Source organism: Rathayibacter sp. SD072, from assembly GCF_017355185.1.
In the GTDB taxonomy this organism is placed as follows: Bacteria; Actinomycetota; Actinomycetes; order Actinomycetales; family Microbacteriaceae; genus Rathayibacter.
In genome coordinates this window covers 1-23,761 of record NZ_JADILJ010000010.1, presented here as the reverse complement: position 1 = coordinate 23,761, position 23,761 = coordinate 1, and the positions used below count along the sequence as shown (strand labels likewise).

Sequence of the window (23,761 nt, the reverse complement as noted above, 5' to 3'; positions counted from 1 at the left end):
CTTTTCCTCACGCTGACATGCGTTCGAGTCGAAACCCCGTCCGTGGCCCCGGCCACGACCCCGATCCGGTGGCGTGCTGCGCCGCCCAAGGAGACACATCATGGCTGAACTCACCAACAAGGTCGTCGCGGAGCTCCGCACCTCGTTCGGCAAGGGAGCGGCGCGCAAGATCCGCGCCCAGGACAAGATCCCCGCGGTCCTCTACGGCCACGGCACCGAGCCCCAGCACGTCACGCTGCCGGGCCACCAGGTCCTGCTGCTGACCCGCAAGGCGAACGCGATCCTCGAGCTCGACATCGACGGCACCCCCCAGACCACCCTGGTCAAGGACATCCAGCGCGACCCGGTGCGCCAGATCATCGAGCACATCGACCTCGTGGTCATCCAGCTCGGCGAGAAGGTCTCGGTCGACATCCCCGTGCACGTCGAGGGCGAGGCCGCTCCCGGCACCCTCGTGTCGATCGACGCCAACACGCTCTCGCTCGAGGTCGACGCGACCAAGATCCCGCAGAACATCGTCATCTCGGTCGAGGGTCTCGAGGCCGGCACGCAGATCGCCGCCGGCGACGTCGTGCTGCCCGACGGCGCGACCCTCGTCACCGAGGCCGACGTGCTGGTCGTCAACGTCACCGCCGAGGTCGAGCAGGACCTGGGCGACGAGGACGAGACCCCGGCTTCGGGCGACGTCGTCGCCGAGACCGCCGAGTAGTCTCCCCACCCGCACCACCGGACGGGCCCGCCGCGAGAGCGAGCGGGCCCGTTCCGCATCCGGGGCGCACCCCGGAGTCCCCCGCATCGGCACGAGAAGAGGACCACCATGGGCGACACCTGGCTCGTCGTCGGGCTCGGCAATCCGGGCGCGCAGTACGCGCGGAACCGCCACAACGTGGGCCAGATGGTGCTCGACGAGCTCGCGTCGAGGATCGGCGGCTCGTTCCGCCGGCACACGCGGGCGAACGCGACGGTGGCCGAGGGGTTCCTCCGCCCCGGCGGACCGAAGCTCGTCCTCGGCAAGCCGAACAGCTTCATGAACCTCTCGGGCGGACCCACCTCGCAGCTGCTCGACTTCTACTCGCTCGCTCCCGAGCGACTGATCGTGGTGCACGACGAGCTCGACATCCCCTTCGACACCCTCCGCCTCAAGCAGGGCGGCGGTCACGGCGGCCACAACGGGATCCGCGACATCCTCGCCGCGACCGACGGTGCCGAGTTCCTCCGGGTGCGGGTCGGCATCGGCCGCCCGCCCGGCCGCCAGCCCGCGGCCGACTTCGTCCTGAAGGACTTCGCCGGCCCCGAGCGCGAGACGCTGCCGATCCTGATCCAGGACGCGGCCGACGCCGTCGAGCTGATCGCCGACTCCGGCCTCGCCGCCGCGCAGCTCAAGTTCCACACGAGCGCCTGAGCCTGCCTCACCGAGGGAACCCCGGACCGTCGGGGGAACCCGGAGCAGCGGGCTCCTTCGACCGTCCGGGGTTCCCTCACGGACGGACCGGCCGCCGCCGAGCACGGCTCCCTGTCGGGGGTCCGCAGTAAACTCGGACAGTGCCCCTCAACGAGATCATCTCGGCGCTTTCGCGCGCCTCCACGTTCGACGACGCACTGGCGTACGCGGTGCGCGATGCCGACTTCTCCCTGACCGACGGACTCCGCGTGCCCCTGCTCGCGGGCCTGCTCGAGCGCCGTGCCGAGGCGGGCCGCCCCCAGGCCGCCCTCGTCGTCACCGCCACCGGCCGCGACTCCGAGAACGTCCGCGCCTCGCTCAGCTGCATGCTGCCGGGCGCCGACGTCGTCGAGTTCCCCGCGTGGGAGACGCTGCCGCACGAGCGGCTGAGCCCGAGCGCCGAGATCGTGGGGCGCCGCCTCGACGCCCTGCGCCGCATGAAGACGTGGAGCGCCGAGAAGCCGCTGGTCGTCGTCGCGTCCGTGCGCGCCGCCCTTCAGCCCGTCGCCGACAACCTCGCCGACATCGCGCCGATCCGCCTCGAGAAGGGCGGGCGCGGCTACGACCTCGGCCGCATCGCCGCCGAGCTGGTCGACCTCGCCTACGCGCGCGTGGACATGGTCACCCGCCGCGGCGAGTTCGCGGTCCGCGGCGGCATCCTCGACGTCTTCCCGGCCGTCGCCGAGCACCCCAGCCGCGTCGACTTCTTCGGCGACGAGGTCGACTCGATCCGCGCGTTCTCGGTCGCCGACCAGCGCTCGCTCCCCGGAGAGTCCGACTCGGTCGTCATGCCGCCCAGCCGCGAGCTGCTGCTGGTCCCGGCCGTCCGCCAGCGTGCCCGCGAGATGCTGCACGAGTTCCCGAGCCTGTCGGGGATGCTCGCGAAGATCGCCGAGGGCATCCCGGTCGAGGGCATGGAGTCCCTGGCGCCGGCGCTGCTCGAGCGCCTCGTGCCGATCTCGCACTACCTCCCCGCGGGAGCGGCGGTCGCCGTCCTCGCCCCCGAGCGGGTCGCCACCCGCGCGATCAGCCTCGCCGAGACCAACCGCGAGTTCCTGCAGGCCGCGTGGAGCGCCGCCACGGCCGGGGCGGAGGCGCCGATCGACCTCGCGTCGGGCGAGTTCATCTCCCTCGGCGCGCTGCGCGACTCCGTGAAGTTCAGCGCCCCCGGTGCCGCCGCTCCCGACCACCCGTGGTGGACCATGAGCACCTTCCGCCAGGGCCCGGCCGCGGGCGAGGCGGAGGTGCTCCCCGAGGACCTCGGGATCGACGAGATCCTCGCCGTGCGCGTCGAGGGCGAGCCCGTCCCCGGGTTCGGGGCGAACGTCGAGGGCGCGCTCGCGCACGTTCGCTCGCGCCTCGCCGACGGCTGGACCGTCGTCCTCACCGCGCCCGGCACGGGCACTGTCGAGCGCACCGATCAGGTCCTCGCCGAGCACGAGCTCGCCGCGCGGATCGTGCCCGACCTGCCCGAGAGCGTCGAGCCCGGTCTCGCCTACGTGCTGCAGGCGTCCGTCGACCACGGCTTCGAGGTGCCGGAGGCGAAGCTCGCGCTGCTCACGGACACCGAGTTCTACGGGCGCACCGTCGGCTACGACTCCCGCGCCGTGAAGAAGCTCGCGTCGCGCCGCAAGAACGTCGTCGATCCGCTGCAGCTCACTCCGGGCGATCACGTCGTGCACGCCACGCACGGCATCGGCCGGTTCGTCGAGCTCTCGCAGCGCGAGGTCTCCAGCGGCGGGCGCAACGCGGTGAAGACCAAGCGCGAGTACCTCGTGCTCGAGTACGCGCCCAGCAAGCGCGGCTTCCCGGGCGACAAGCTCCTGGTGCCCACCGACCAGCTCGACCTCCTCTCGCGCTACGTCGGAGGAGAGGCGCCCGCCCTGAGCAAGATGGGCGGCAGCGACTGGGCGCAGGCCAAGAGCAAGGCGCGCCGCGCGGTCCGCGACATCGCGGTGGAGCTCGTGAAGCTCTACTCCGCCCGCATGGCGTCGCCCGGCCACGCCTTCCCGCCGGACACCCCCTGGCAGCGCGAGCTCGAGGAGGCGTTCCCCTTCGCCGAGACGCCCGATCAGCTGACCGTCATCGACGAGGTGAAGGCCGACATGGAGCGGCCGATCCCGATGGACCGCCTGCTCTCGGGCGACGTCGGCTTCGGCAAGACCGAGGTCGCCGTGCGCGCCGCGTTCAAGGCGATCCAGGACGGCAAGCAGGTCGCGATGCTCGTCCCGACGACGCTGCTCGTGCGCCAGCACCTCGAGACCTTCCAGGAGCGCTTCGCCGGGTTCCCCGTGCACCTGCGCGCCCTGAGCCGCTTCCAGAGCGCGAAGGAGTCGAAGGAGACGATCGACGGCCTCGCCGACGGCACGGTCGACATGGTCATCGCGACCCACCGGCTCCTCTCGGACAACATCGCCTTCAAGGACCTCGGCCTCCTCGTGATCGACGAGGAGCAGCGCTTCGGCGTCGAGCACAAGGAGAAGCTGAAGGCGCTGAAGAAGAACGTCGACATCCTCTCGATGAGCGCGACCCCCATCCCGCGCACGCTCGAGATGGCGGTCACCGGCATCCGCGAGATGTCGACCCTGGCGACCCCGCCCGAGGAGCGGCACCCCATCCTCACCTTCGTCGGGCCGTACTCCGAGAAGCAGGTCGGCGCCGCGATCCGTCGCGAGCTGCTGCGCGAGGGCCAGGTGTTCTTCGTGCACAACCGCGTCTCCACGATCAACCGCGTCGCCTCGCAGCTCGCCGAGCTGGTGCCGGAGGCGCGGATCGCCGTCGCCCACGGCAAGCTGAGCGAGGCGCAGCTCGAGCGCATCATCGTCGACTTCTGGGAGCGCAAGTTCGACGTGCTCGTCTCGACGACCATCGTCGAGACCGGCCTCGACATCCCCAACGCCAACACCCTCATCGTCGACCGCGCCGACAAGTACGGGCTCTCGCAGCTCCACCAGCTGCGCGGACGCGTGGGCCGCGGACGCGAGCGCGCCTACGCCTACCTGCTCTACGACGAGACCACGCCGCTCAGCGAGACGGCGCACGACCGGCTGCAGACGCTCGCGGCCAACACCGACCTCGGTGGCGGCATGCAGATCGCGCTGAAGGACCTCGAGATCCGCGGGGCCGGCAACCTGCTCGGCGGCGAGCAGTCCGGTCACATCCAGGGCGTCGGCTTCGACCTCTACCTGCGGATGATCGGCGAGGCCGTCGACACGTTCCGCGGAGACGTCGCCGAGGGCCAGACCGAGCTGCGGCTCGAGCTGCCCGTCGATGCCCGCATCCCGGAGGAGTACGTCGACAGCGAGCGGCTGCGCCTGGAGGCGTACCAGAAGCTGTCGGCCGCGTCCTCGCCCACCGCGAAGCAGGGCAGCGTCGAGCTGGTCGTCGAGGAGCTCACCGACCGCTACGGCGAGCTGCCCGAGGCGGTCGAGAACCTCATCCTGGTCTCGCGGCTGCGGATGCGCGCTCAGAAGGCCGGGCTCAGCGACGTCGTCGCCATGGGCTCGAACGTCCGCGTCGCGCCGGCGCACCTCGCCGACTCGATCCAGGTCCGGCTGCGCCGCATGTACCCGAGCGCCAAGTACCTCCAGCAGGCGAACGCGGTCGTCGTCCCGATGCCCGTCGTCGACGGCGTGCCGCTGAACGACCGCGCCCTCATCGACTGGGTCGCGAACCTCCTCGAGGCGCTCTTCCCCGAGCCGGTCGCGGTCGCGAGCTGACCGTCCGCCACCCGACCCCGAACGAAGGATCACCGTGACCGCACCCGACGAGCACTCCGTCCCGCCCCGCGTCCCCGCGCCCGACGAGCCCAGCATCCCCGAGCTCGAGGACGACGAGACCGTCGCCCCGCGCCCCGAGGAGGAGGTCGCCGACCTCGCCCGGGCCGAGCCCGACGTGGACGACCACTCCTAGCGAGCCCGCGCGAGATGCCACTCCGGTACGCGACACGCCGTGGGCGGCGTACCGGAGTGGCATCTCGCGGAGCGTGTCAGTGCCCGAAGTGCGCCCGGACCTCCGCCTTCCAGCGGTCGCGGTCGTCCGCGTCGATGAACGCGGCGTCGAACGAGTTCAGCGCGAGCTGCTCGAGCTGCGCGTCGTCCATGCCGAGCTCCTCGACGAGCGCCCGGTAGTTCGCATCGACGTAGCCGCCGAAGTAGGGCGGGTCGTCGCTCGAGACCGTCGCGACGAGGCCCTGCCGGAGCATCTCGGGCAGCGGGTGGTCCTTCATCGTGTCGACCGCCCGCAGAGCGACGTTCGACAGGGGGCAGACGGTCACCGGCACCTTCTGCACTCGGAGCATCGCCACGACCGCCGGGTCCTCCATCGAGCGGATGCCGTGGTCTATCCGCTCCACCTTCAGCAGCTCGAGCGTCGCCGCCACCGTCTCCGGGCCGCCCTCCTCGCCGGCGTGCGCGACGAGCCGCAACCCCTCGGCCGCCGCGCGTGCGTAGACGTCGACGAAGAGCTCCGGTCCGAAGCCGACCTCGTTCGAGTCGAGCCCGACCCCGATGATGTGCTCGCGGTAGGGGAGGATCGCCGTCAGCATCTCGTCGGCGGCCTCCGCGCCGAGGTCGCGCAGGAAGCACATGATCAGGTCCGTCGAGATGCCGTGCGTCTCGACGCTGGGCCCGAGAGCCCGCGTGAGACCGGCCATGACGGTCTCGAGCGCGACCCCGTTGCCGAGGTGCGTCTGCGGGTCGAAGAAGATCTCGGCGCGGCGCACGTTGGCGAGCTTCGCGCGGTCGAGGTAGCCGGTGGCGAGCTCGAAGAAGTCGCGCTCGGTCTTCAGCACGGTGAGGTTCGAGTAGTGCAGGTCGAGGAACGAGCCGAGGTCGGTGAAGGCGTACCGGGCGCGCAGGGCGTCGATGTCCTCGGTCGGCAGGGCGACTCCGTTGCGGCGTGCCATCTCGACGATGTGCTCGGGCTCGATCGTGCCCTCGATGTGGATGTGCAGCTCGGCGCTCGGCGGGGCGCCTCGGTCGAGGGGAGTGGTGTCGGGCACGGTGATCCTGTTCCGGGTCGCCGGGTGCGCCCCGCGGCGACGATAGCCGCGTCGTGTTACGGCCCGATGACCGACGGATGTGGACTCCGCTGACCGGCGGATGCGGAGGCCGCGGGGCGCCGACAGGATGAAGGCATGCCGCTGCTCGCCCGTCGTCGCCGCTCCGCCCCCTCGGCAGCCGGCGTTCCGCTCGTCCGGCTCCGCGACGTCGCCGTGCGGACGGCCGAGGCCGAGCTGCTGGCGCCGCTCTCGCTGGAGGTCGAGGCGGGGGCGGTCGTCGCGGTCACCGGTCCCAACGGCAGCGGCAAGACCACCCTGCTCCGCGTGATCGCCGGGCTCACCCCTCCTACCGCCGGCACCGTCGAGGTCGCGGGCGCTCCGGTGGACGAGCGCTCCCGTGAGCACCGCCGCCGCGTCGCAGCCCTCCTCGGCACACCGCCTGTCGAGCGGGACCTCACCCTCGAGGAGCACCTGGCGATGGTCGCTCTTTCGTGGGGCGCATCGCTGGACCACGCCCGCGCCGAAGCGTCCCGGGGCCTCGACGCCCTCGGACTCTCTCCGCTCGCCCTCCGCTTCCCCCACGAGCTCTCCTCGGGTCAGACCCAGCTCTTCTCGCTCGCCCTCGTCCTCGCGCGCCCGAGCGAGGTGCTGCTGCTCGACGAGCCGGAGCAGCGGCTCGACGTCGACCGCGTGCCGCTCGCCGTGGAGGTGCTCCGCGAGGCCGCGCGCGGGCGTGCTGTGCTCCTCGCGACGCACAGCTCGGTCATGACCGAGGGGCTGGCGACGCGGGTGATCGAGCTGGGCGCCCGATGAGCGCGTCCCGGATCCGCGCCGTCCGCGCGCTGCACCGCTCCCGCTCCGCAGCGGATCACGGCGGCGGCGCCTACGCCGGCTACCTCGCAGCTCTGACCCTCCTCGTCGTGGTGCTGCCGGTGCTGCGGGCCCTCGTGCTGCTGCTCGGCGACCCCGGACCGGCCCTCGCCTCCCTGGATCCGTCCCTGGTCGTCGGAGTCGCGGCGGCGCTCCTCCTGCCCGCCGCGGTCCTCCTGGGCCGGGTCCGCGGCCCCGCGGTGGGGGAGCCGCACACCACGGCCGTGCTGCTCGCGACCGAGCTGCCCCGACGCCTCGTCCTCCGCCGGCCCGTGGCTGTCTCGGGTGCCGTCGTCGTCCTGGCGGGCGTCGCCGCCGCGCTCCTGGCCGCCCTCGTGACCGGGTCCTCCTGGGCGCTCGCCGCGGCAGCCGGCGCCGCACTCGGCGTCCTCGCCACCGTCGCCTGGCTCGCCGGGCAGTGCCTGGCGCCGCGATCCTCCGCGGCACTGGCCGCCGTCTCGGTCGTCGCAGGCGCGGTCCTCGGCGCGCTGGTCGCCGGCGCGGTCGCGGGGACCGGGCCGCTGCAGGGGCGCACCCTCGCGGTGCTCCTCGCCCTGGCTGTGCTCGCGCTCGCCGCCGTTCCGCGCCTTCTCGACACGGTGCGTGGCCCGGTCGTGGTGGCGCAGTCGCGCCAGTGGCGCGCGGCCCGGGGCAGGGGAGCGATCGGCGAGCTCGCCGATGCGCTCGAGGGCTACCGGCCCCGGCCCGCCCGGCTCCGCCGCGTCGCCGCGGTGCGCCTCGCACCGTTCGTCCTCGCGGTGCCGATCCGGGACGCCGTCGGGGCCCTGCGCACTCCGGCGCGCTCCGCCGCGGGAGCAGCCGCCCTCGCCGGCGCCGGCGTCGCTCTGGCCGCCGCGACCGTCGCACCGCCCTCGCTGATGGCGGTCCCGGCGGTGCTCGCCGGGATCCTCGCCTACTGCGGTGCAGGAGTGTGGAGCGACGGATTCCGGCACGCCGCCGCGACGGCCGGGCAGCCCGCGCTGCTCGCCCCGGCTCCGTTCGATCTGCTCTTGCTGCACGGGATCCTGCCGCTGATCCTCGTCACGGCCCTGGTCCTGGGCGCCGCGGTCGTCGCCTCCGGACCCGCGGCCCCGGCCGTCGCCGTCGCGGTCGTGGCGGTCGCCGCCCGCGCGATGGACGCCACGCGCGGGTCTCTGCCCCCGGCGCTCCTGGCTCCTGTGCCGCTGCCGATCGGCGACGGCGCCGGAGCGATGGTGCTGCTCTGGAACCTGGCCGGCGTGCTCGTGACGGGCGCCGCCGCCGTCGGAGTCGCGACCGCCCCCGGTCTCGCCGTCGCGGTGCCGCTCGCGGTGCCGGCATGCCTGCTCACCGCGCGGCACCGCCTCGCCCACGCCTGAGGAGCGCCGTCGGCCGCGGATGCGAGGATGGCCGGGTGACCGCGCATCCCCGGCTCGACGAGCTCATCCGCACCGTCCACGTCCTCCGCGCTCCGGGCGGCTGCCCGTGGGACGCCGAGCAGACCCACGAGTCGCTCGTGCGCTACCTCATCGAGGAGTCGCACGAGCTCGTCGACGCGATCGAGGCGGGCGACCGCGCCGATCTGATCGAGGAGCTCGGCGACGTGCTCTACCAGGTGCTCTTCCACGCCGATCTCGCCGCCGACGGCTCCGAGCCGTTCACCATCGAGGACGTCGCCGCGCACATGAACGCGAAGATGATCGGCCGCCACCCGCACGTCTTCGGCGACGCCACGGCCGAGACGGCCGACGACGTCATCGCGGTCTGGGACGAGCTGAAGAGGACCGAGAAGCCGCACCGCACCAGTGTCCTCGACGGCATCCCGCAGGGCATGCCCGCGCTGGCCCTGGCCGACAAGGTGATCGGCAAGGCGACGACCCTCGGCATCGTCGACGCGGGGGAGGGGCCGCTGCCGATCGAGTCCGAGGACGACCTCGGACCCCTGCTGCTCGCGATCGTCGCCTCCGCTCGGGCGCAGGGCCTGGACGCCGAGCGCGCCCTCCGCACCGCGACCCGCGACCTGCAGGACGAGATCCGGGCCGTCGAGCGCGAGCGCGCCGCCGACTAGCCGCGGTCAGGCGACGCGGCGCCCCTTCGGCAGCCGTGCGGCCGGCGTCGCCGTGCGCCGGATCGCTCCGAGCACCAGTCCGACCGCGAGCACCAGCTGCAGAGCGAGGCCGACGAACCACGACGGCACCGTCTCGGCGAACGTCTCCGCGGGCCCGCGGTACTCCTGCTCCGACGTCCCGGTGCAGTCGATCTCGACCTCCAGCTCCGGCGGGATCTGCGCCTGGCGGACCCCGAGCGCGATGCTCCCGAACAGGTCCGAGGGCTGCCCGTAGTCATCGAGTCGCGGAGGCACCGCGTCGGCGAGGACGACGAACGGGTTGAGCGCCAGCAGCCCCCAGTAGTAGTCGTAGCGCGGAGCGACGCTGTCGTACCCCGAGCCGCACGAGGGATCGGGGTTCCCCTCGCCGTCGACGAAGACGGTCCGCGTCTCGGACGTCGTCACCGTCGTGAGGAGGCCGAACGCGATCAGCGATCCGACGCTCAGCGCCGCGACCACGAGGTAGGTGGTGACCACCGACATGAGCGGCCGATCGAGGATCCCGCTGAGCCCCACTCCGATCGCCGCGACCACTCCGAGCTGCACGGCGAGCACGAGCACCGAGACGAGCGCCGAGACCGCCGAGACGCCCCCCACCAGCACCGCCACGAGCAGGAACGGCAGCGTGCTGACCAGGAACGCGAGGGCGACCAGCCAGGCCGAGGCGAGCTTGCCGAGCACCAGCTGCGGAGTGGTCAGGAGCGTCACCTGCATCGTGGCCAGCGTTCCCGCGTCGCGTTCTCCGTTGATCGCGGCACCGGACAGCGCGGGCGTGACCAGGCTGCCCAGCAGCAGCACGAAGTAGACGAGGACGGAGTAGATCCAGCCGCCGATCTGGGCGCCGCTGCCCGACAGGACGCCGCTCGCGACGACGAGGAGCCCTGTGACGGCTCCCACGAGCAGGAAGAACAGTCCGAGCAGCACGAAGGACGAGACGCCGCGGACGCGCTGAGCGAGCTCGAGCCGGACGACGAGGCCCACGCCCCGGAGGAACGGAAGGGCGCGGACGGGCTCGGGAGCGGTCGTCGTGGTCATCGTGCGGACTCCTCGGTGCTCGCCGTGCCCGTTCGCCGCAGGTCGGCGAAGGTGTGCTCGAGCTCCCCGACGGCCGGGGCGAAGCGGCTGACCGCGACCCCCGAGCCGACCAGTGCCGCGAGGAGTGCCGCGGCGGCCGCGTCATCGGCGACGGCCACGAGCACCGCGTCGCGATCCTCCCGGGCGGCGGCGCCGGTCACCCGCGCGACGAGGCCGGCGAGCTCGCGCCCGCCGATCGACACCGCCTCGATGCGCCAGGTGCGGAGCGATCCCGCCGCGTGCGAGACCGCCTCCTGCGACGCCGTGGTGCCGGCGTCGAGGAACACGGCCGCGTCGGCCATCTCGTCGAGCTCGGCGAGCACGTGGCTGGAGACGAGCACCGTCCGTCCCTCGCCCGCGAGCCGCAGGACGAGGTCGCGCAGGGCGATCCGCGCCCCGGGATCCAGGCCCGAGGCGGGCTCGTCGAGCACGAGGACGGCGGGGTCGTGCACGAGCGCCCGCGCGAGGCTCAGGCGCTGCTTCTGCCCGCGCGAGAGCACGCGGGTGGGCCGGTCGGCGAGCTCGACGAGGTCGACCAGGCCGAGCAGCTCGTCGGCGCGCGCCTCGGCGTCGGCGCGGGGCAGTCCGTAGAGCATGCCGGTGGTGCGCAGCGTCGCCCGCGAGGTCAGTGCCGCCCAGGAGCCGAGCACGTCGGGCATCCAGCCGAGCGACGCCCGCACGGCGGCCGGCTCGGCGACCGGGTCGTGCCCGGCCACGAGCAGTCGGCCCGCGTCGGGCCGGAGGAGCGTGGCGAGCAGGAGCATGAGCGTGGTCTTGCCCGCTCCGTTGGGGCCGACCAGCGCTGTCACCTCGCCGGGGCGCGCCTCGAACGTCGCGTCCCGCACGGCGTGCACGGACCCGAAGGAGCGCGAGACGCCCTCGGCGACGATGCCGCCGATCCCGGATCCGGAGCGGAAGCCGCGGGGCACCGCTTCGGGCACGTCGTCGTAGCGGGCGAACCCGTCCTGGTCGAACCCGTCCTGGTCGAAGTCGTGCTGGTCCGCGTGCATCCGGTCCCCGTCCGTCGCCGCCCGGGGGTCCCCTCGACCGTCCGGGCGCGGCGAGCCTAGCCGACGCCCGTGTCGGACGGCTCGGCGGCGCCGGACGCGTGGTCGGGGGTCTGGGACAATCGAGCCCATGGCCTCCTCGATCACCCCGCCCCGCGGCATGCGCGACTTCCTCCCGGCCGACAAGGCGAAGCGCGAGCACGCGCTCGCCGTCATCCGCCGCGTCTACGCGTCGCACGGCTTCGACGAGATCGAGACCCCCGTCGTCGAGGACTTCGAGCGACTGCACTCGGGCCTCGGCGGCGACAACGAGAAGCTCGCCTTCAGCGTGCTGCGCCGCGGCCTCTCCCACGACGACCTCGCCGCGGCCGCCGAGTCCGACGACCCGTCGGCGCTCGCCGATCTGGGGCTCCGCTTCGACCTCACCGTCCCGCTCGCCCGTTTCTACGCCACGCACCGGGCCGAGCTCCCCACCGTCTTCCGCTCGGTGCAGATCGCTCCGGTCTGGCGCGCCGAGCGCCCGCAGAAGGGCCGCTACCGCCAGTTCGTGCAGTGCGACATCGACATCATCGGCGAGCCCGGCCAGTTGGCCGAGGTCGAGCTGATCACCGCGACCGCATCGGCGCTCGACACCCTGGGGCTGCGCGACTGCACGATCCGGATCAACGACCGACGGCTCCTGCTGGGCATCCTCGAGCACTGCGGATTCGCGCCCGAGCGCTTCGGGCCGGCCCTGATCTCGATCGACAAGCTCGACAAGATCGGCGCCGCGGGCGTCGTCGCCGAGCTCGAGGCCGACGGAGCGGACGCCGCGGCGGTCCTCGGCGGCTACCTCGCGCGCATCGAGGAGGCGGTCAGCGGCGGGGGAGTGCCCATGGAGGAGTCCGCGATCCTCGGGATCCTGCCCGAGGGCGTCGACCCCGAGGCGGTGCTCGCCCTCGAGGCCCTGGCGCGCGCGCTGCGCTCCCTGCCGGCGGGCGTCTCGCTGCGCTTCGACCCCACCCTCGTGCGCGGCATGGGCTACTACACCGGCACGATCTTCGAGATCGCGCACCCGTCCTCCGGCTCCTCCGTGGGCGGAGGAGGACGCTACGACGGCATGATCGGCCGGTTCCTCGGCCAGGACGTGCCGGCGTGCGGCTTCTCGATCGGCTTCGAGCGCATCGTCGAGCTGATCGACGTGCCCGTCGACGACCGCCCGGATGCGGTCGTGCTCGTGCACGAGCGCGACGCGGCACCCGAGACGCTGCTCGCGCTCAAGCAGGAGCTGATCGCGCGCGGCTCCCGGGTGCGGCTGGAGCGCCGCAGCAAGAACCTCACTCCGCTCCTGGACCGGGCCGCTGCGGCGGGCTTCACCCGCTTCGCCCTCGTTCCGCGCGACGGCGCGGACGTCGACTCCCTGACGTTCAAGCCGCTGGGCTGATCGAGCGGACTCGGGAGGGGCTCCACCCGATCCGCCGGACGGGTTCGCCTGAGTGGCGCATTCGTTGGCGGATCCGTGAGAGCCTTAATACCCGCGAAATCTGCGGACACACCCGAGAAATCTCCCGAGGATAGCGTCGAGGCACCCGATCGGCGCGACTTGGCGCGCCTGGACGGGCACCCGTCGCCACCCGCGCACCACAGCAGCAGCATCACCGCGGCCGCTCCCAGCAGCCCCGACGATCTCGACCCGAGGAGTCCCCCTTGACCCTGTCGCCCTTCCGCACCCCGGCCTTCGACCGCCGCAGCCTCCTCCGCATGGCGGGCGTGGCCGGCCTCGCCCTCGGCGGCGCCTCCGTCCTCGCCTCCTGCTCCTCCGACGCCTCCGGCTCGACCGGCGGCGCCGGCGAGGGCGGCGACCTCGGCACCCTGAAGGTCCAGCTCTCCTGGATCAAGAACGAGGAGTTCTCGGGCGAGTTCTTCGCCGACTCGAAGGGCTACTACACCGAGGCGGGCCTCTCGGGCGTCACCCTCACCGCGGGGCCTTCGACCGGCACCGCGGAGCTGCTCTCGGGCTCCGCCGACGTCGCGCTCAGCGACGCCGTCTCGGTCGGCACCGTGATCGCCCAGCAGGAGGCTCCGCTGAAGATCATCGGCGCGACCTACCAGAAGAACCCCTTCACGGTCCTCTCGATCGCGACCGCGGGCAACATCGCCACCCCGGCCGACATGGCCGGCAAGAAGATCGGCGTCCAGGCGTCGAACACGTCGCTGTTCCAGGCGCTCCTCGCCGCGAACGGCCTCTCGGAGTCCGACCTCACCGTCGTGCCGGTCGAGTACGACCCCTCCGTCCTCATCAACGGCACCGTCGACGGCTTCATCGCCTACCTGACCAACGAGTCGATCACCGTCGCGAACGAGGGCTACGAGGTCGTCAACCTGCCCTTCGCCGACAACGGACTGCCGTTCGTCGCCGAGACCTTCACGGTCACCGAGCAGGCCATCGCCGAGAAGCGCGACGCGCTGAAGGCGTTCCTGGTCGCCGAGATCAAGGGCTGGACCGACGCCGTGCAGGACCCGGAGGCGGGCGCGATGCTCGCCGTCGAGGAGTACGGCAAGGACCTGGGTCTGGACGAGGCCTCCTCGAAGGAGGGCGCGACGATCCAGGCCGAGCAGCTCGTGGTCTCGGACGACACCGCGTCGAACGGCCTCTTCACGATCTCGGACGAGCTGCAGAGCGAGACCATCGCCTCGCTCGCGGGCGCCGGCATCGACATCGCCGCCGACGACCTCTTCGACATGAGCCTCCTCGCCGAGGTCTACGAGGAGAACCCCGAGCTCGTCGACTACGCCGCCTGATCCCGGCGCCGATCCACCTCCACGAAGGGCACCACCCGTGACCGACACGACCGACGCCGGCCTCCTGCGCGAGCAGGACGCCGGCGGCACCGGCATCCAGATCCACGGCCTGTCGAAGACGTTCCGGATGGGCGCCCGCAGCGTCACGGCGCTGCAGGACACCGATCTGCACACCGATCAGGGCAGCTTCCTCGCGCTGCTGGGCCCCTCGGGGTGCGGCAAGTCGACGATCCTCCGCATCCTCGCGGGGCTGGAGGAGCCGACGTCCGGCTCCATCCGGGTCGACGGCCGCACCCCGAAGGAGCTGCGCCGGGACAACAAGCTCGGCATCGCCTTCCAGGACCACGCGCTCCTGCCGTGGCGCAGCGTCATGTCGAACATCCGCCTCCCGTTCGAGATCGCGGGCAAGAAGGTCGACCAGTCCTACATCGACGAGCTCATCGACCTGGTGGGCCTGCGCGGCTTCGAGAAGGCCAAGCCCGCTCAGCTCTCGGGCGGCATGCGCCAGCGCGTCTCGATCGCGCGGTGCCTCATCCTCAAGCCCGAGGTGCTCCTGCTCGACGAGCCGTTCGGCGCGCTCGACGACATGACGCGGCAGAAGCTCAACCTCGAGCTGCTGCGCATCTGGACCGAGAAGCCCGCCACCACGCTGCTCGTCACGCACGGCATCTCGGAGGCGATCTTCCTGTCGGACCGCGTGGCCGTGATGAGCCCGCGCCCAGGCCGGGTCAAGGAGATCATCGACATCGACCTGCCCCGTCCGCGCACGCCCGAGATGCAGCGCACCCCCGAGTTCCACGCGTACGTCGACCAGGCCTCCGAGCTGCTGTTCGGCGACGGCGGCGCGGCCGCCGACGAGCACTAGGACGCGCACCGTGGCCACGGCTTCCCCCTCTCCGGCGCTCGAGCGGCGCTCCTTCTCCCTCCCGCCCTGGGCGTCCGGACTCCTCGGGGTCGTCGGCATCGTGGCCGTCTGGTGGGCCATCGCGCTCGTCAGCGCACCCACCGGCTCCTCGACCTACGCCGTCGTACCCACGCCCGTGCAGGTCGTGCAGGTCGCGATCGACGACGGCTTCGGCTTCTACTGGCGCAACTTCTCCGTCACGATCGGCGAGGCGGCCGTGGGCTACTTCTGGGGCAATCTCATCGCCCTGGTGCTCTCGGCCCTCGTCCTCGTCGTGCCGTGGCTGGAGGGGATCGTCTCGCAGCTCGCGGTCGTCACGTACTGCGTCCCGATCGTCGCGATCGGCACCCTCGTCCTCCTGATCATGGGCGGCGCCGAGGCTCCCGGCCTCCCGAGCGCCACCGCGGTGTTCCTCGCCGGCCTCTCGGTCTTCTTCACCACTGTCGTGGGCAGCCTCCTCGGGCTCAAGGCGGCCGACAAGGCCTCGCTCGACGTGGTCACGGTCTACGGAGGCACGAGGCTCACGCAGCTGCGCAAGGTGCGCATCATCGCGGCCCTGCCCAACATCCTCTCGGCGCTGCAGATCGCGGTCCCCGCGGCCTTCCTCGGCGCGATCCTGGGGGAGTACTTCGGCAAGATCGAGACCGGAGTCGGCCCGATCCTGGTCGCCGCGCAGGTCTCGCTCAACTCGCCGCGCGTCTGGGCGCTCTTCCTGCTCTGCGCGGGAGTGGCGCTCCTGGGCTACGGCATCGTCGGACTGATCGGCCGCCTCGTCGCGCCCTGGTCCTCCGGAAAGCAGGCGCGCTCATGACCCTCACCCGCGGCAGGACCGAGCAGTCGACCGACACGTCGATCCTCGCGGTCGACGAGCTCCGCCGTCAGCTGCGCTCGGCGGCGCTGGGCGCAACGCTCAAGAGCCTGCGCAAGAGCGCCCTGATCGCGCTCTCGACGATCGTGATCGTGCTCGCGATCTGGATCGGCGTCATCCTCTTCAGCGGCGTCTCGCCCTACGTGATCAAGGGGCCGTGGGACGTCTGGGACCACCTGGTCACCGGCGAGAGCGCCGCCGAGCACCGCGCCGAGCTGGGCGCGCTCTTCGCGGTCACCCTGTGGGACTCCTTCATCGGCTTCGCCGCCGGTCTCGCGGTCGCGATCGTCGTGGCGATCCTGTTCCGGCTCTCGAAGGGCGTCGAGCACGCCCTGATGCCCTTCGCGCTCCTGCTGCGCTCGGTGCCGCTCATCGCGATGGCGCCGCTGATCATCCTGGTGTTCGGCCAGGGCACGGTCGCGTCCGTCGCGGTCGTCGGCGGCATCGTGGTGCTCTTCCCCGCCCTGGTCACGATCGCGTTCGGACTGAACAACGCCTCGCCGCAGATGCTCGACGTCGTCTCGGTCTACGGAGGATCGACCCTCACCGCGATCCGCAAGGTCGCGATCCCCGGCGCGCTGCCGTCGCTGTTCGCGGCGATCCGCGTGTCGGTGCCGGGAGCCATCACGGGCGCCCTGCTGGCCGAGTGGCTCTCGACCGGCAACGGCATCGGCGGCTCGATCTCCGGCTGGTCGGCGCAGGCGCGCTTCGACGACGTCTGGTCGGCGGTCGTGCTCGTCACGGGCGTCTCGCTCGTGCTCTACACGGTCGTGCAGGTCATCGAGACCTTCGTGCTCTCGCGGATGTCGCTCTCGCTCAACTGAGCGCGCGTCGGCCCCGGGGCGACGCGCCCGGGCGCCGACGCCTCAGACGGTGACGAGCGCGTCGACGCGGCTGCCGGCGAGCAGCTCGCGGCCGCCGAGACCGTCGAGCTCCATGACGACGGCGATGCCCTCGAGGCTCCAGCCGGCCCGCTCGATCAGCTTCCGGCTCGCATCGAGCGTGCCGCCCGTGGCGAGCACGTCGTCGACGAGGAGGAGCCGCGCGCCCTTCGGCACTGCGTCCTCGTGCACCTCGAGCGTGGTCGTGCCGTACTCCAGCGTCGCGTCCTCGCGCAGCACCGCCCGAGGGAGCTTGCCGGGCTTGCGGATGGTGACGACGCCGAGCCCCGCCGAGTAGGCGGCGGCCGCCGCGAGCAGGAAGCCGCGCGCCTCCACTCCGGCGATCGCGTCGATCCGGCCGCGGTAGGGCTCCAGCAGCGCGTCGGCCACCGCCCGCAGCGCCTCGCCGTCGCCGAAGACGGGGGTGAGGTCGCGGAACAGGATCCCGGGCTCGGGGAAGTCGGGGACGACCTCGGTGAGGCGCTCGACGAGGGCGGCGGCGGTCGTGGTCACGGGATCCTCCGGATCGGCTCGCGCGCGGGCGCGCTGCTGTGTTCAGGGCCCTGGAAGTCTACGCACGCCCTGCGTTCCCCTGCCGTTCGGGGGCGGTCAGTAGACTCCTTCCCGACCGCTCCCACCCTCCGGGGGCGCACCCGTCAAGAGGAGATAGTTGTGGCCCTTATCGAGGCAGTCGTCGCCCGAGAAATTCTGGACTCCCGTGGCAACCCCACGGTCGAGGTCGAGGTCCTGCTCGAGGACGGCGCGTCCTCGCGAGCGGCCGTGCCCTCCGGCGCGTCCACCGGTGCCTTCGAGGCGTACGAGCTGCGCGACGGCGACTCCGAGCGCTACCTCGGCAAGGGCGTGCAGAAGGCGGTCGACGCCGTCATCGACGAGATCGGCCCGGCCATCGAGGGCTTCGACGCCACCGACCAGCGCCTCGTCGACGCCGAGCTGATCGAGCTCGACGGCACCGAGAACAAGTCGCGCCTGGGCGCCAACGCGATCCTCGGCGTCAGCCTCGCGGTCGCGAAGGCCGCCGCGCAGTCGGCCGACCTCGACCTCTTCCGCTACGTCGGCGGCCCGAACGCCCACACGCTGCCCGTCCCGCTGATGAACATCATCAACGGCGGCGCGCACGCCGACACCGGCGTCGACATCCAGGAGTTCATGGCGGTCCCGCTGGGCGCCGAGTCCTTCTCGGAGGGCCTGCGCTGGGGCGTCGAGATCTACCACGCGCTCAAGGCGCAGCTGAAGAAGGCCGGCTTCGCCACGGGCCTGGGCGACGAGGGCGGCTTCGCCCCCGACCTGCCCACCAACCGCGAGGCGCTCGACTTCATCCTCAAGGCCGTCGAGGCCGCCGGCTTCACCCCCGGCAAGGACATCGGACTGGCGCTCGACGTGGCCTCCTCCGAGTTCTACAACGACGGCGCCTACACCTTCGAGGGCAAGAAGCTGACCGCGGAGGAGCTCTCCGCGTACTACGCCGACCTCGTCGCCAACTACCCGCTGGTCTCGATCGAGGACCCGCTGGACGAGGACGACTGGGCCGGCTGGACCCACCTCACCGCCGAGATCGGCGACAAGGTGCAGCTCGTCGGAGACGACCTCTACGTCACCAACCCGGTGCGCCTCGCGCGCGGCATCGCCGAGAAGGCGGGCAACTCGATCCTGGTCAAGGTGAACCAGATCGGCACGCTCACCGAGACGCTCGACGCGGTGGCCCTCGCCCAGCGCAGCGGCATGACCGCGATCCTCTCGCACCGCTCCGGCGAGACCGAGGACACCACCATCGCCGACCTCGCGGTCGCGGTGGACGGCGGCCAGATCAAGACGGGCGCCCCCGCCCGCTCGGACCGCGTCGCGAAGTACAACCAGCTGCTGCGCATCGAGGAGATCCTGGGAGGTGCGGCCACCTACGCGGGTCGCTCCGCCTTCCCGCGCTTCTCGGCGTAGCCTCGCCCAGCGGCCCCGGTCGTCCCGCACCTCGGTGCGGGCACCGGGGCCGCTCCCGTTCCCCCAGCACCGCCGAGGAGGCCTCCGCCATGGCTCGACCGCCCCGCCGTCCCTCCGCTCCCGGCAGCGCCCCGCGTCGGCAGGAGTCGGAGGCTCCGACCGCGTCCTCGGGTGCCGCCGCGTCCGGTGCGGCGTCGTCGGCCGGTGCGGCGAAGAAGTCCGGAGCGGCGAAGAGGCCGGGCGCGGCGTCGAAGCCCGCCTCGGGGACGAGGAGCGCAGCGGCGTCCGGCTCGACGCGCAGCCGCCCCGCCGGCGCGCCGGGCCGCTCCGGTGCGTCCCGTCCCGCCCGCCCGAAGCAGCCGCCCGCCGCGCCGTCGTCCGCGTGGATCGCCGGCGTCCGCGGCTCCGGCTTCACCCTCCTCGTGATGGGGATCATGATCATGGCCGTCGTGGTGCTCGCCCCGAGCGTGAAGACCTTCGTCGAGCAGCGCGCCGAGATCGCCGAGCTCCAGCGCACGGTCGACGCCGCCAAGACCCAGGCTCAGAACCTCGACGAGGAGCGCACGCGCTGGTCGGATCCCGCGTTCATCCGTGCGCAGGCCCGCGAGCGCCTCTACTTCGTCATGCCGGGCGAGGTCAGCTACCTGGTGCTCGACGACATCGCCGTGGCGCAGCAGGCGGAGCAGCCGGCGAGCGACTCCGTGCAGGAGACGCCCGTCGACTGGGCGGGCTCGCTGCTGTCCTCGATCGCGGTGGCCGGCCTCGGGGAGCCGACGACCGAGGAGCTCGCGCCCGCCGAGCCGGCTCCGCCCGCCCCGTGAGCGCCCCGGCGTAGACTGGACCGTTCCGTCCGGTCGACGTCCCCCTGGAGCCCTCGTGACCACGCCCCCCTTCGATCCGCCCAGCGAGCGCGACGTCGCCGTCGTCTCCGCCCAGCTGGGGCGCCCCGCCCGCGACGTGGTCGGCATCAGCGCCCGCTGCGTCTGCGGCAACCCCACCGTGGTCTCGACGAGCCCCCGTCTGGCGGACGGCACGCCGTTCCCCACCTTCTACTACCTCACGCACCCCGCCGCGACTGCCGCGATCTCCCAGCTCGAGGCCACCCAGGTGATGGCGGAGTACAACGACCTCCTCGCCGAGGACGAGCAGCTGCGGGAGGCGTACGCCGCCGCGCACCGCGCGTTCCTCGCGGACCGCGAGAGCGTCGGCTCCGTCGCCGAGATCGCGGGCATCTCCTCCGGGGGCATGCCCTCCCGCGTGAAGTGCCTGCACGCAGTGGCCGCCCACTCGCTCGCCGCGGGTCCGGGAGTGAACCCGATCGGCGACCTCGCCCTCGCGCGCGCCGACTGGTCGCCCGAGCGCTGCGTCTGCCGTCCGTTCGACGACTCCGCCGCCTCCTAGGGGGGAGGGAGGGCGGGCCGCCTCGATCGGCCCGCACTTCGCTAGACTTCGGATTCGTCGGGGTCAGTGCTGCCACCCGCCGTCGAGAGCGGGCACTTCGCGAGTAGTAGGGTGTTCGCACAGTCCATCCCTCTGGAGAGTTCACCGTGCCCAAAATCCTCATCGTCGGTGGCGGCTACGCCGGTTTCTACACCGCGTGGAAGCTCGAGAAGTACCTGCGCCCCGGCGAGGCCGAGGTGACGATCGCCGATCCGCTGCCGTACATGGCGTACCTGCCCTTCCTCCCGGAGGTGGCCGCCGGTTCGATCGAGCCCCGCCACGCCATCGTGTCGCTCCGCCGCCACCTGAAGAAGACCGCGATCCTCGCCGCGAAGGTCACCAAGATCGACCACGCCGCGAAGACCGCCACGATCACCCCCACGGTGGGCGAGCCCTACGAGTTCGAGTACGACCAGATCGTCGTCACGGCCGGGTCCGTCTCGCGCACCTTCCCGATCCCGGGCGTCGCCGACAACGCGATCGGTCTCAAGACGATCGAGGAGGCGACCGCGATCCGCGACCGCATCCTCACCAACTTCGACAAGGCGGCCACGCTGCCCGCCGGTCCCGAGCGCTCGCGCCTGCTGACCGTCACCGTCGTCGGCGGAGGCTTCGCCGGCATCGAGGTCTTCGCCGAGCTCCGCTCCTTCGCGAGCGCGCTGCTCAAGCGCTACCCCGAGATCGACTTCGAGGAGACGCAGTTCCACCTCGTCGAGGCCATGGGGCGCATCATGCCCGAGGTCGCGCTCGAGACCAGCCACTGGGTGCTGAAGAACCTCGACCAGCGCGGAGCGACGGTCCACCTCGACACGCAGCTGAAGTCGGCCCAGGACGGCGTCATCGAGCTGTCGACCGGTCAGACCTTCGAGTCCGACCTCATCATCTGGACCGCGGGCGTCATGGCGAACCCGTCGATCAAGAACTCCGACCTCCCCATCGAGGAGCGCGGACGTCTGCGCGTGCGCCCCGACCTGCGCGTCGGCCACGACGACGTCCTCGTCGAGGGTGCCTGGGGCGCCGGCGACGCGACCGCCGTCCCCGACCTCACGGGCGGCGGAGTGGGCGGCTACTGCGTCCCGAACGCCCAGCACGCGGTGCGCCAGGGCAAGCTCATGGCGAAGAACATCGTCGCGGTGCTCCGCGGCGAGAAGCCGAAGGACTACTTCCACAAGAACATCGGAGCCGTCGCCGGTCTCGGCATCGGCATCGGCGTCTTCCAGTCCGGCAAGATCGCGATCAAGGGCTTCCCCGCCTGGGTGATGCACCGCGGCTACCACGGCCTGGCCATGCCCTCGTGGGAGCGCAAGTTCCGCGTGGTGTGGGGCTGGTGGAACAACCTCTGGCTCGGCCGCGACATCGTGTCGATCGAGGCGCGCGAGTACCCGCGCGGCTCCTTCGAGACCTACGCGTCCCGACCGAAGGCCGCTCCGGCCGCCGCTCCTGCCGCTCCCGCGGCGGGCACCCCCGGTCCCGCCGGTGCGCCCGTGACCGTCGGCGGAGAGCCCGCCAAGTCCTGACCCCCGCTCCCGCCGGGCGTGACTGATCGCGCCCCGCGGAAGCCGCCCCCATAGCCCAATCGGCAGAGGCAGACGACTTAAAATCGTCTCAGTCTGGGTTCGAGTCCCAGTGGGGGCACTCCAGGGATCGTCGCCCGAGCGGGTGGAGATCGCATCCGTCCTGACGCTTCTCCGTCCGACTCCGCGGCGGCGGACGTTCCGGCGCACGTCGGATCGCACCCCGGGCCGCGACCCGCGTCGTCTCGAGGATGGCTCGCCGAAGCGTCGCAGAACGGGCCGCGACCTCACGTCGGGCCCCGATCCTTGTCGTCTCGGGGACGGCGCGTAGACCGAAGGGGCTCGGAACGGGCTGCGACCTCACGACGGGCCCCGATCCGTGACGTCTCGAAGACGTCCCGTTGCCCGAAGCGACTCGGGGCGGGCCCTGACCGGACCTCGTACCCCCGTCCGTGTCGTCTCAGGAGTGCTCCGAAGACCGAAGGGACTCGGAATGGGCCTCGACCGGATGTCCGGCCCCGGTTCACATCGTCTCGGCGGGGGCGAGCACCGGTCCACCCGAAGGTCGACGTACCGCAGGTGCCCGGGCGGCCGGGAGCCCGCACCGATGCGCGCTCAGGCGGCTCGCGCGTGCTCGCTCCGCAGTCCGGGTGACCCGGCCAGGAGCGCCGCCGCGAGCACCTCGGTGATCTCGCCGGGGGCGCAGTCGGCGCAGAGGACCACCAGGTCCTCGGGGGAGGACTCGTCCGCTCCGGAGCGGTCGAGGACGACGGCATCGGTTCCACAGCTCGTGCATTCGATCATGCGGGTACCGTACGTCCGACCACCGACATCGCCGGGGCGCCGCTCGGCGGGTCCGGGGATCCGGGGCCGGCGTGCAGATGCGGCTACCCGTCAGGACGCCGCCCGTCAACACCGGATCCGCCCCGTGCCTCTCGAATAGAGTCGTGGCCGGGCGGTTCCACGCCCGTGATCGCGCGTGCGCACTCACTCGGGGAGCCGGGATCGCCCGTATCATCGGAGGGCGAGGCCGTACGGCTCCGTCCTCTTCTCGTGCCGCAGGGCACCGTACCGCACCGCCCGGAGACGGGCGGCAGGAGACCTCCATGGGGAAGCTGCTCTACGGCGCCTCGGGCGTCGAGATCGAATTCGACGACCGCACGCTCACGCACGTCCAGATCGTCATCGCCAACAAGCTGCGCCGCCGCGAGAGCTTCTTCTTCTCGTGGCGCGACGACCCGGCGGTCGGCGACGGGCGCTCGAGCATCTGGCTCGATCCCTCCGTGCCGCTCTACTTCAAGTACTTCGGCGGCCGGGTGCCCTCGATCAACCGCACGTGGATCGATCTGCTGACGGTCTCGGCGAACTCCTCCGGCGGACTCCAGCTCGTGCAGGAGCCCGACGCGGCTCCGACCCCGCCCCCCAAGGGCGAGCAGAGCCCCTAGGCCCCGGCCTCGCTCGAGAGACCTGCACCGTCCTGCACCGTCCACTCCATCAGCCGGGAAGAGCGACCATGAAGCGCGACGTCACCGCCCACCTCACCCTCGACGTGGCGCGACCCGCGTCGCTCGTCCTCTCGATCGCGGTGGCCGACGCCTACGCGGCCGAGGAGTCGCTCACCGTCTCGCTCGACGGTCGGCCCCTGCGCCCCCGCGAGGTGCTCGACCAGCACGGCACCCGGCTGCACGTGCTCGAACCCGGGGTCGGCGAGCTCGTCATCGACTACTCCGCCCGCATCCTCGGCCGCCTCGAGCCGATCGCGGGCGAGGAGGTGGACCGCCTGCGCTACCTCCGCCCGAGCCGCTACGCCGAGTCGGACGTGCTGTGGGCGACCGCGCGGGCCGAGTTCGCCGGCCTCGCCGGGGCCGACCTCCTCGCCGCGGTGAGCTCCTGGGTCGGCACGCGCCTGGCGTACGTCACCGGGTCGAGCCTGCCCACCG

At 72.3% G+C, this 23,761-nt stretch carries 22 protein-coding genes, 1 tRNA gene and 1 pseudogene; 19 read left to right on the top strand and 5 right to left on the bottom strand.

Annotated elements, in window-relative coordinates:
• Nucleotides 1-100 precede the first annotated feature (100 nt).
• From IOC53_RS06045 to IOC53_RS06030, 4 genes are all read left to right on the top strand, one after another.
• Complete coding sequence (locus IOC53_RS06045; protein ID WP_207403461.1) at nucleotides 101-709, top strand: 50S ribosomal protein L25/general stress protein Ctc; 609 nt, start codon at nucleotides 101-103, stop codon at nucleotides 707-709.
• Between the two features lie 108 nt (nucleotides 710-817).
• Complete coding sequence (gene pth, locus IOC53_RS06040; protein WP_207403460.1) at nucleotides 818-1,402, top strand: aminoacyl-tRNA hydrolase; 585 nt, start codon at nucleotides 818-820, stop codon at nucleotides 1,400-1,402.
• A 140-nt stretch (nucleotides 1,403-1,542) separates the two neighbouring features.
• Nucleotides 1,543-5,160 (top strand): transcription-repair coupling factor, encoded by a 3,618-nt coding sequence (gene mfd / locus IOC53_RS06035; protein WP_207403459.1) that lies wholly within the window; start codon nucleotides 1,543-1,545, stop codon nucleotides 5,158-5,160.
• Between the two features lie 34 nt (nucleotides 5,161-5,194).
• Nucleotides 5,195-5,353: a hypothetical protein gene (locus IOC53_RS06030; protein WP_207403458.1), complete on the top strand. Its 159-nt coding sequence runs from the start codon at nucleotides 5,195-5,197 to the stop codon at nucleotides 5,351-5,353.
• Nucleotides 5,354-5,429: 76 nt separating this feature from the next.
• Here the strand turns inward: IOC53_RS06030 and IOC53_RS06025 are convergent, their stop codons facing one another.
• A complete protein-coding gene (locus IOC53_RS06025; RefSeq protein ID WP_207403457.1) occupies nucleotides 5,430-6,443 on the bottom strand; it encodes an adenosine deaminase in 1,014 nt (337 codons plus the stop codon).
• Between the two features lie 135 nt (nucleotides 6,444-6,578).
• Here IOC53_RS06025 and IOC53_RS06020 point away from each other — a divergent pair, with 135 nt between their 5' ends.
• The 3 genes from IOC53_RS06020 to IOC53_RS06010 are packed head-to-tail and all read left to right on the top strand — an operon-like array spanning nucleotide 6,579 to nucleotide 9,360.
• The gene (locus IOC53_RS06020; RefSeq protein ID WP_207403456.1) at nucleotides 6,579-7,256 is read left to right on the top strand and encodes an ABC transporter ATP-binding protein; all 678 of its coding nucleotides are present in this window, start codon (nucleotides 6,579-6,581) and stop codon (nucleotides 7,254-7,256) included.
• Complete coding sequence (locus IOC53_RS06015; RefSeq protein ID WP_207403455.1) at nucleotides 7,253-8,671, top strand: hypothetical protein; 1,419 nt, start codon at nucleotides 7,253-7,255, stop codon at nucleotides 8,669-8,671. Before IOC53_RS06020 ends, IOC53_RS06015 begins: the two co-directional genes overlap by 4 nt.
• A 35-nt stretch (nucleotides 8,672-8,706) precedes the next feature.
• Nucleotides 8,707-9,360, top strand: coding sequence for a MazG family protein (locus IOC53_RS06010; protein WP_307786082.1), 654 nt, complete (start codon nucleotides 8,707-8,709; stop codon nucleotides 9,358-9,360).
• Between the two features lie 6 nt (nucleotides 9,361-9,366).
• Here IOC53_RS06010 and IOC53_RS06005 read toward each other — a convergent pair whose 3' ends face one another.
• Nucleotides 9,367-10,434 carry an ABC transporter permease gene (locus IOC53_RS06005; RefSeq protein WP_242682992.1) on the bottom strand — a complete coding sequence of 356 codons (1,068 nt, stop codon included), beginning with the start codon at nucleotides 10,432-10,434 and terminating at the stop codon, nucleotides 9,367-9,369.
• Nucleotides 10,431-11,483, bottom strand: a complete 1,053-nt coding sequence (locus tag IOC53_RS06000) for an ABC transporter ATP-binding protein (protein ID WP_207403453.1) — start codon at nucleotides 11,481-11,483, stop codon at nucleotides 10,431-10,433. The genes IOC53_RS06005 and IOC53_RS06000 overlap by 4 nt, the downstream gene beginning before the upstream one ends.
• Before the next feature lie 127 nt (nucleotides 11,484-11,610).
• Between IOC53_RS06000 and hisS the strand changes: the two genes are divergently transcribed.
• From hisS to IOC53_RS05975, 5 genes are all read left to right on the top strand, one after another.
• Nucleotides 11,611-12,903: a histidine--tRNA ligase gene (gene hisS, locus IOC53_RS05995; RefSeq protein ID WP_207403452.1), complete on the top strand. Its 1,293-nt coding sequence runs from the start codon at nucleotides 11,611-11,613 to the stop codon at nucleotides 12,901-12,903.
• A gap of 263 nt (nucleotides 12,904-13,166) precedes the next feature.
• Nucleotides 13,167-14,261, top strand: coding sequence for an ABC transporter substrate-binding protein (locus IOC53_RS05990; RefSeq protein WP_242682991.1), 1,095 nt, complete (start codon nucleotides 13,167-13,169; stop codon nucleotides 14,259-14,261).
• A gap of 127 nt (nucleotides 14,262-14,388) precedes the next feature.
• On the top strand, nucleotides 14,389-15,126 hold the full coding sequence (locus IOC53_RS05985; protein WP_207403519.1) for an ABC transporter ATP-binding protein: 738 nt from the start codon (nucleotides 14,389-14,391) through the stop codon (nucleotides 15,124-15,126).
• Between the two features lie 10 nt (nucleotides 15,127-15,136).
• Nucleotides 15,137-15,976 (top strand): ABC transporter permease, encoded by an 840-nt coding sequence (locus IOC53_RS18830; RefSeq protein WP_207403451.1) that lies wholly within the window; start codon nucleotides 15,137-15,139, stop codon nucleotides 15,974-15,976.
• Nucleotides 15,973-16,857, top strand: coding sequence for an ABC transporter permease (locus IOC53_RS05975; protein ID WP_207403450.1), 885 nt, complete (start codon nucleotides 15,973-15,975; stop codon nucleotides 16,855-16,857). Before IOC53_RS18830 ends, IOC53_RS05975 begins: the two co-directional genes overlap by 4 nt.
• 42 nt (nucleotides 16,858-16,899) lie before the next feature.
• Here the strand turns inward: IOC53_RS05975 and IOC53_RS05970 are convergent, their stop codons facing one another.
• Nucleotides 16,900-17,427: an adenine phosphoribosyltransferase gene (locus IOC53_RS05970; RefSeq protein ID WP_207403449.1), complete on the bottom strand. Its 528-nt coding sequence runs from the start codon at nucleotides 17,425-17,427 to the stop codon at nucleotides 16,900-16,902.
• A gap of 159 nt (nucleotides 17,428-17,586) precedes the next feature.
• On the opposite strand from IOC53_RS05970, the gene eno reads away from it, so the two are divergent.
• The 5 genes from eno (at nucleotide 17,587) to IOC53_RS05945 (ending at nucleotide 21,942) form a co-directional block, all read left to right on the top strand.
• On the top strand, nucleotides 17,587-18,867 hold the full coding sequence (gene eno / locus IOC53_RS05965; protein ID WP_055793720.1) for a phosphopyruvate hydratase: 1,281 nt from the start codon (nucleotides 17,587-17,589) through the stop codon (nucleotides 18,865-18,867).
• A gap of 89 nt (nucleotides 18,868-18,956) precedes the next feature.
• On the top strand, nucleotides 18,957-19,688 hold the full coding sequence (locus IOC53_RS18825) for a septum formation initiator family protein (RefSeq protein ID WP_242682990.1): 732 nt from the start codon (nucleotides 18,957-18,959) through the stop codon (nucleotides 19,686-19,688).
• Between the two features lie 55 nt (nucleotides 19,689-19,743).
• Nucleotides 19,744-20,268, top strand: a complete 525-nt coding sequence (locus tag IOC53_RS05955) for a DUF501 domain-containing protein (RefSeq protein WP_207403448.1) — start codon at nucleotides 19,744-19,746, stop codon at nucleotides 20,266-20,268.
• 146 nt (nucleotides 20,269-20,414) lie between these two features.
• On the top strand, nucleotides 20,415-21,824 hold the full coding sequence (locus tag IOC53_RS05950; protein ID WP_207403447.1) for an NAD(P)/FAD-dependent oxidoreductase: 1,410 nt from the start codon (nucleotides 20,415-20,417) through the stop codon (nucleotides 21,822-21,824).
• 44 nt (nucleotides 21,825-21,868) lie between these two features.
• Nucleotides 21,869-21,942 (top strand) — tRNA-Leu (locus tag IOC53_RS05945).
• Between the two features lie 494 nt (nucleotides 21,943-22,436).
• Here IOC53_RS05945 and IOC53_RS05940 read toward each other — a convergent pair.
• Nucleotides 22,437-22,625, bottom strand: coding sequence for a hypothetical protein (locus tag IOC53_RS05940; protein WP_207403446.1), 189 nt, complete (start codon nucleotides 22,623-22,625; stop codon nucleotides 22,437-22,439).
• 302 nt (nucleotides 22,626-22,927) lie between these two features.
• On the opposite strand from IOC53_RS05940, the gene IOC53_RS05935 reads away from it, so the two are divergent.
• Nucleotides 22,928-23,266: an ATP-dependent DNA ligase gene (locus tag IOC53_RS05935; RefSeq protein ID WP_207403445.1), complete on the top strand. Its 339-nt coding sequence runs from the start codon at nucleotides 22,928-22,930 to the stop codon at nucleotides 23,264-23,266.
• Nucleotides 23,267-23,334: 68 nt separating this feature from the next.
• Nucleotides 23,335-23,761 (top strand): annotated as a pseudogene (locus IOC53_RS05930) (transglutaminase); the annotation flags it as partial.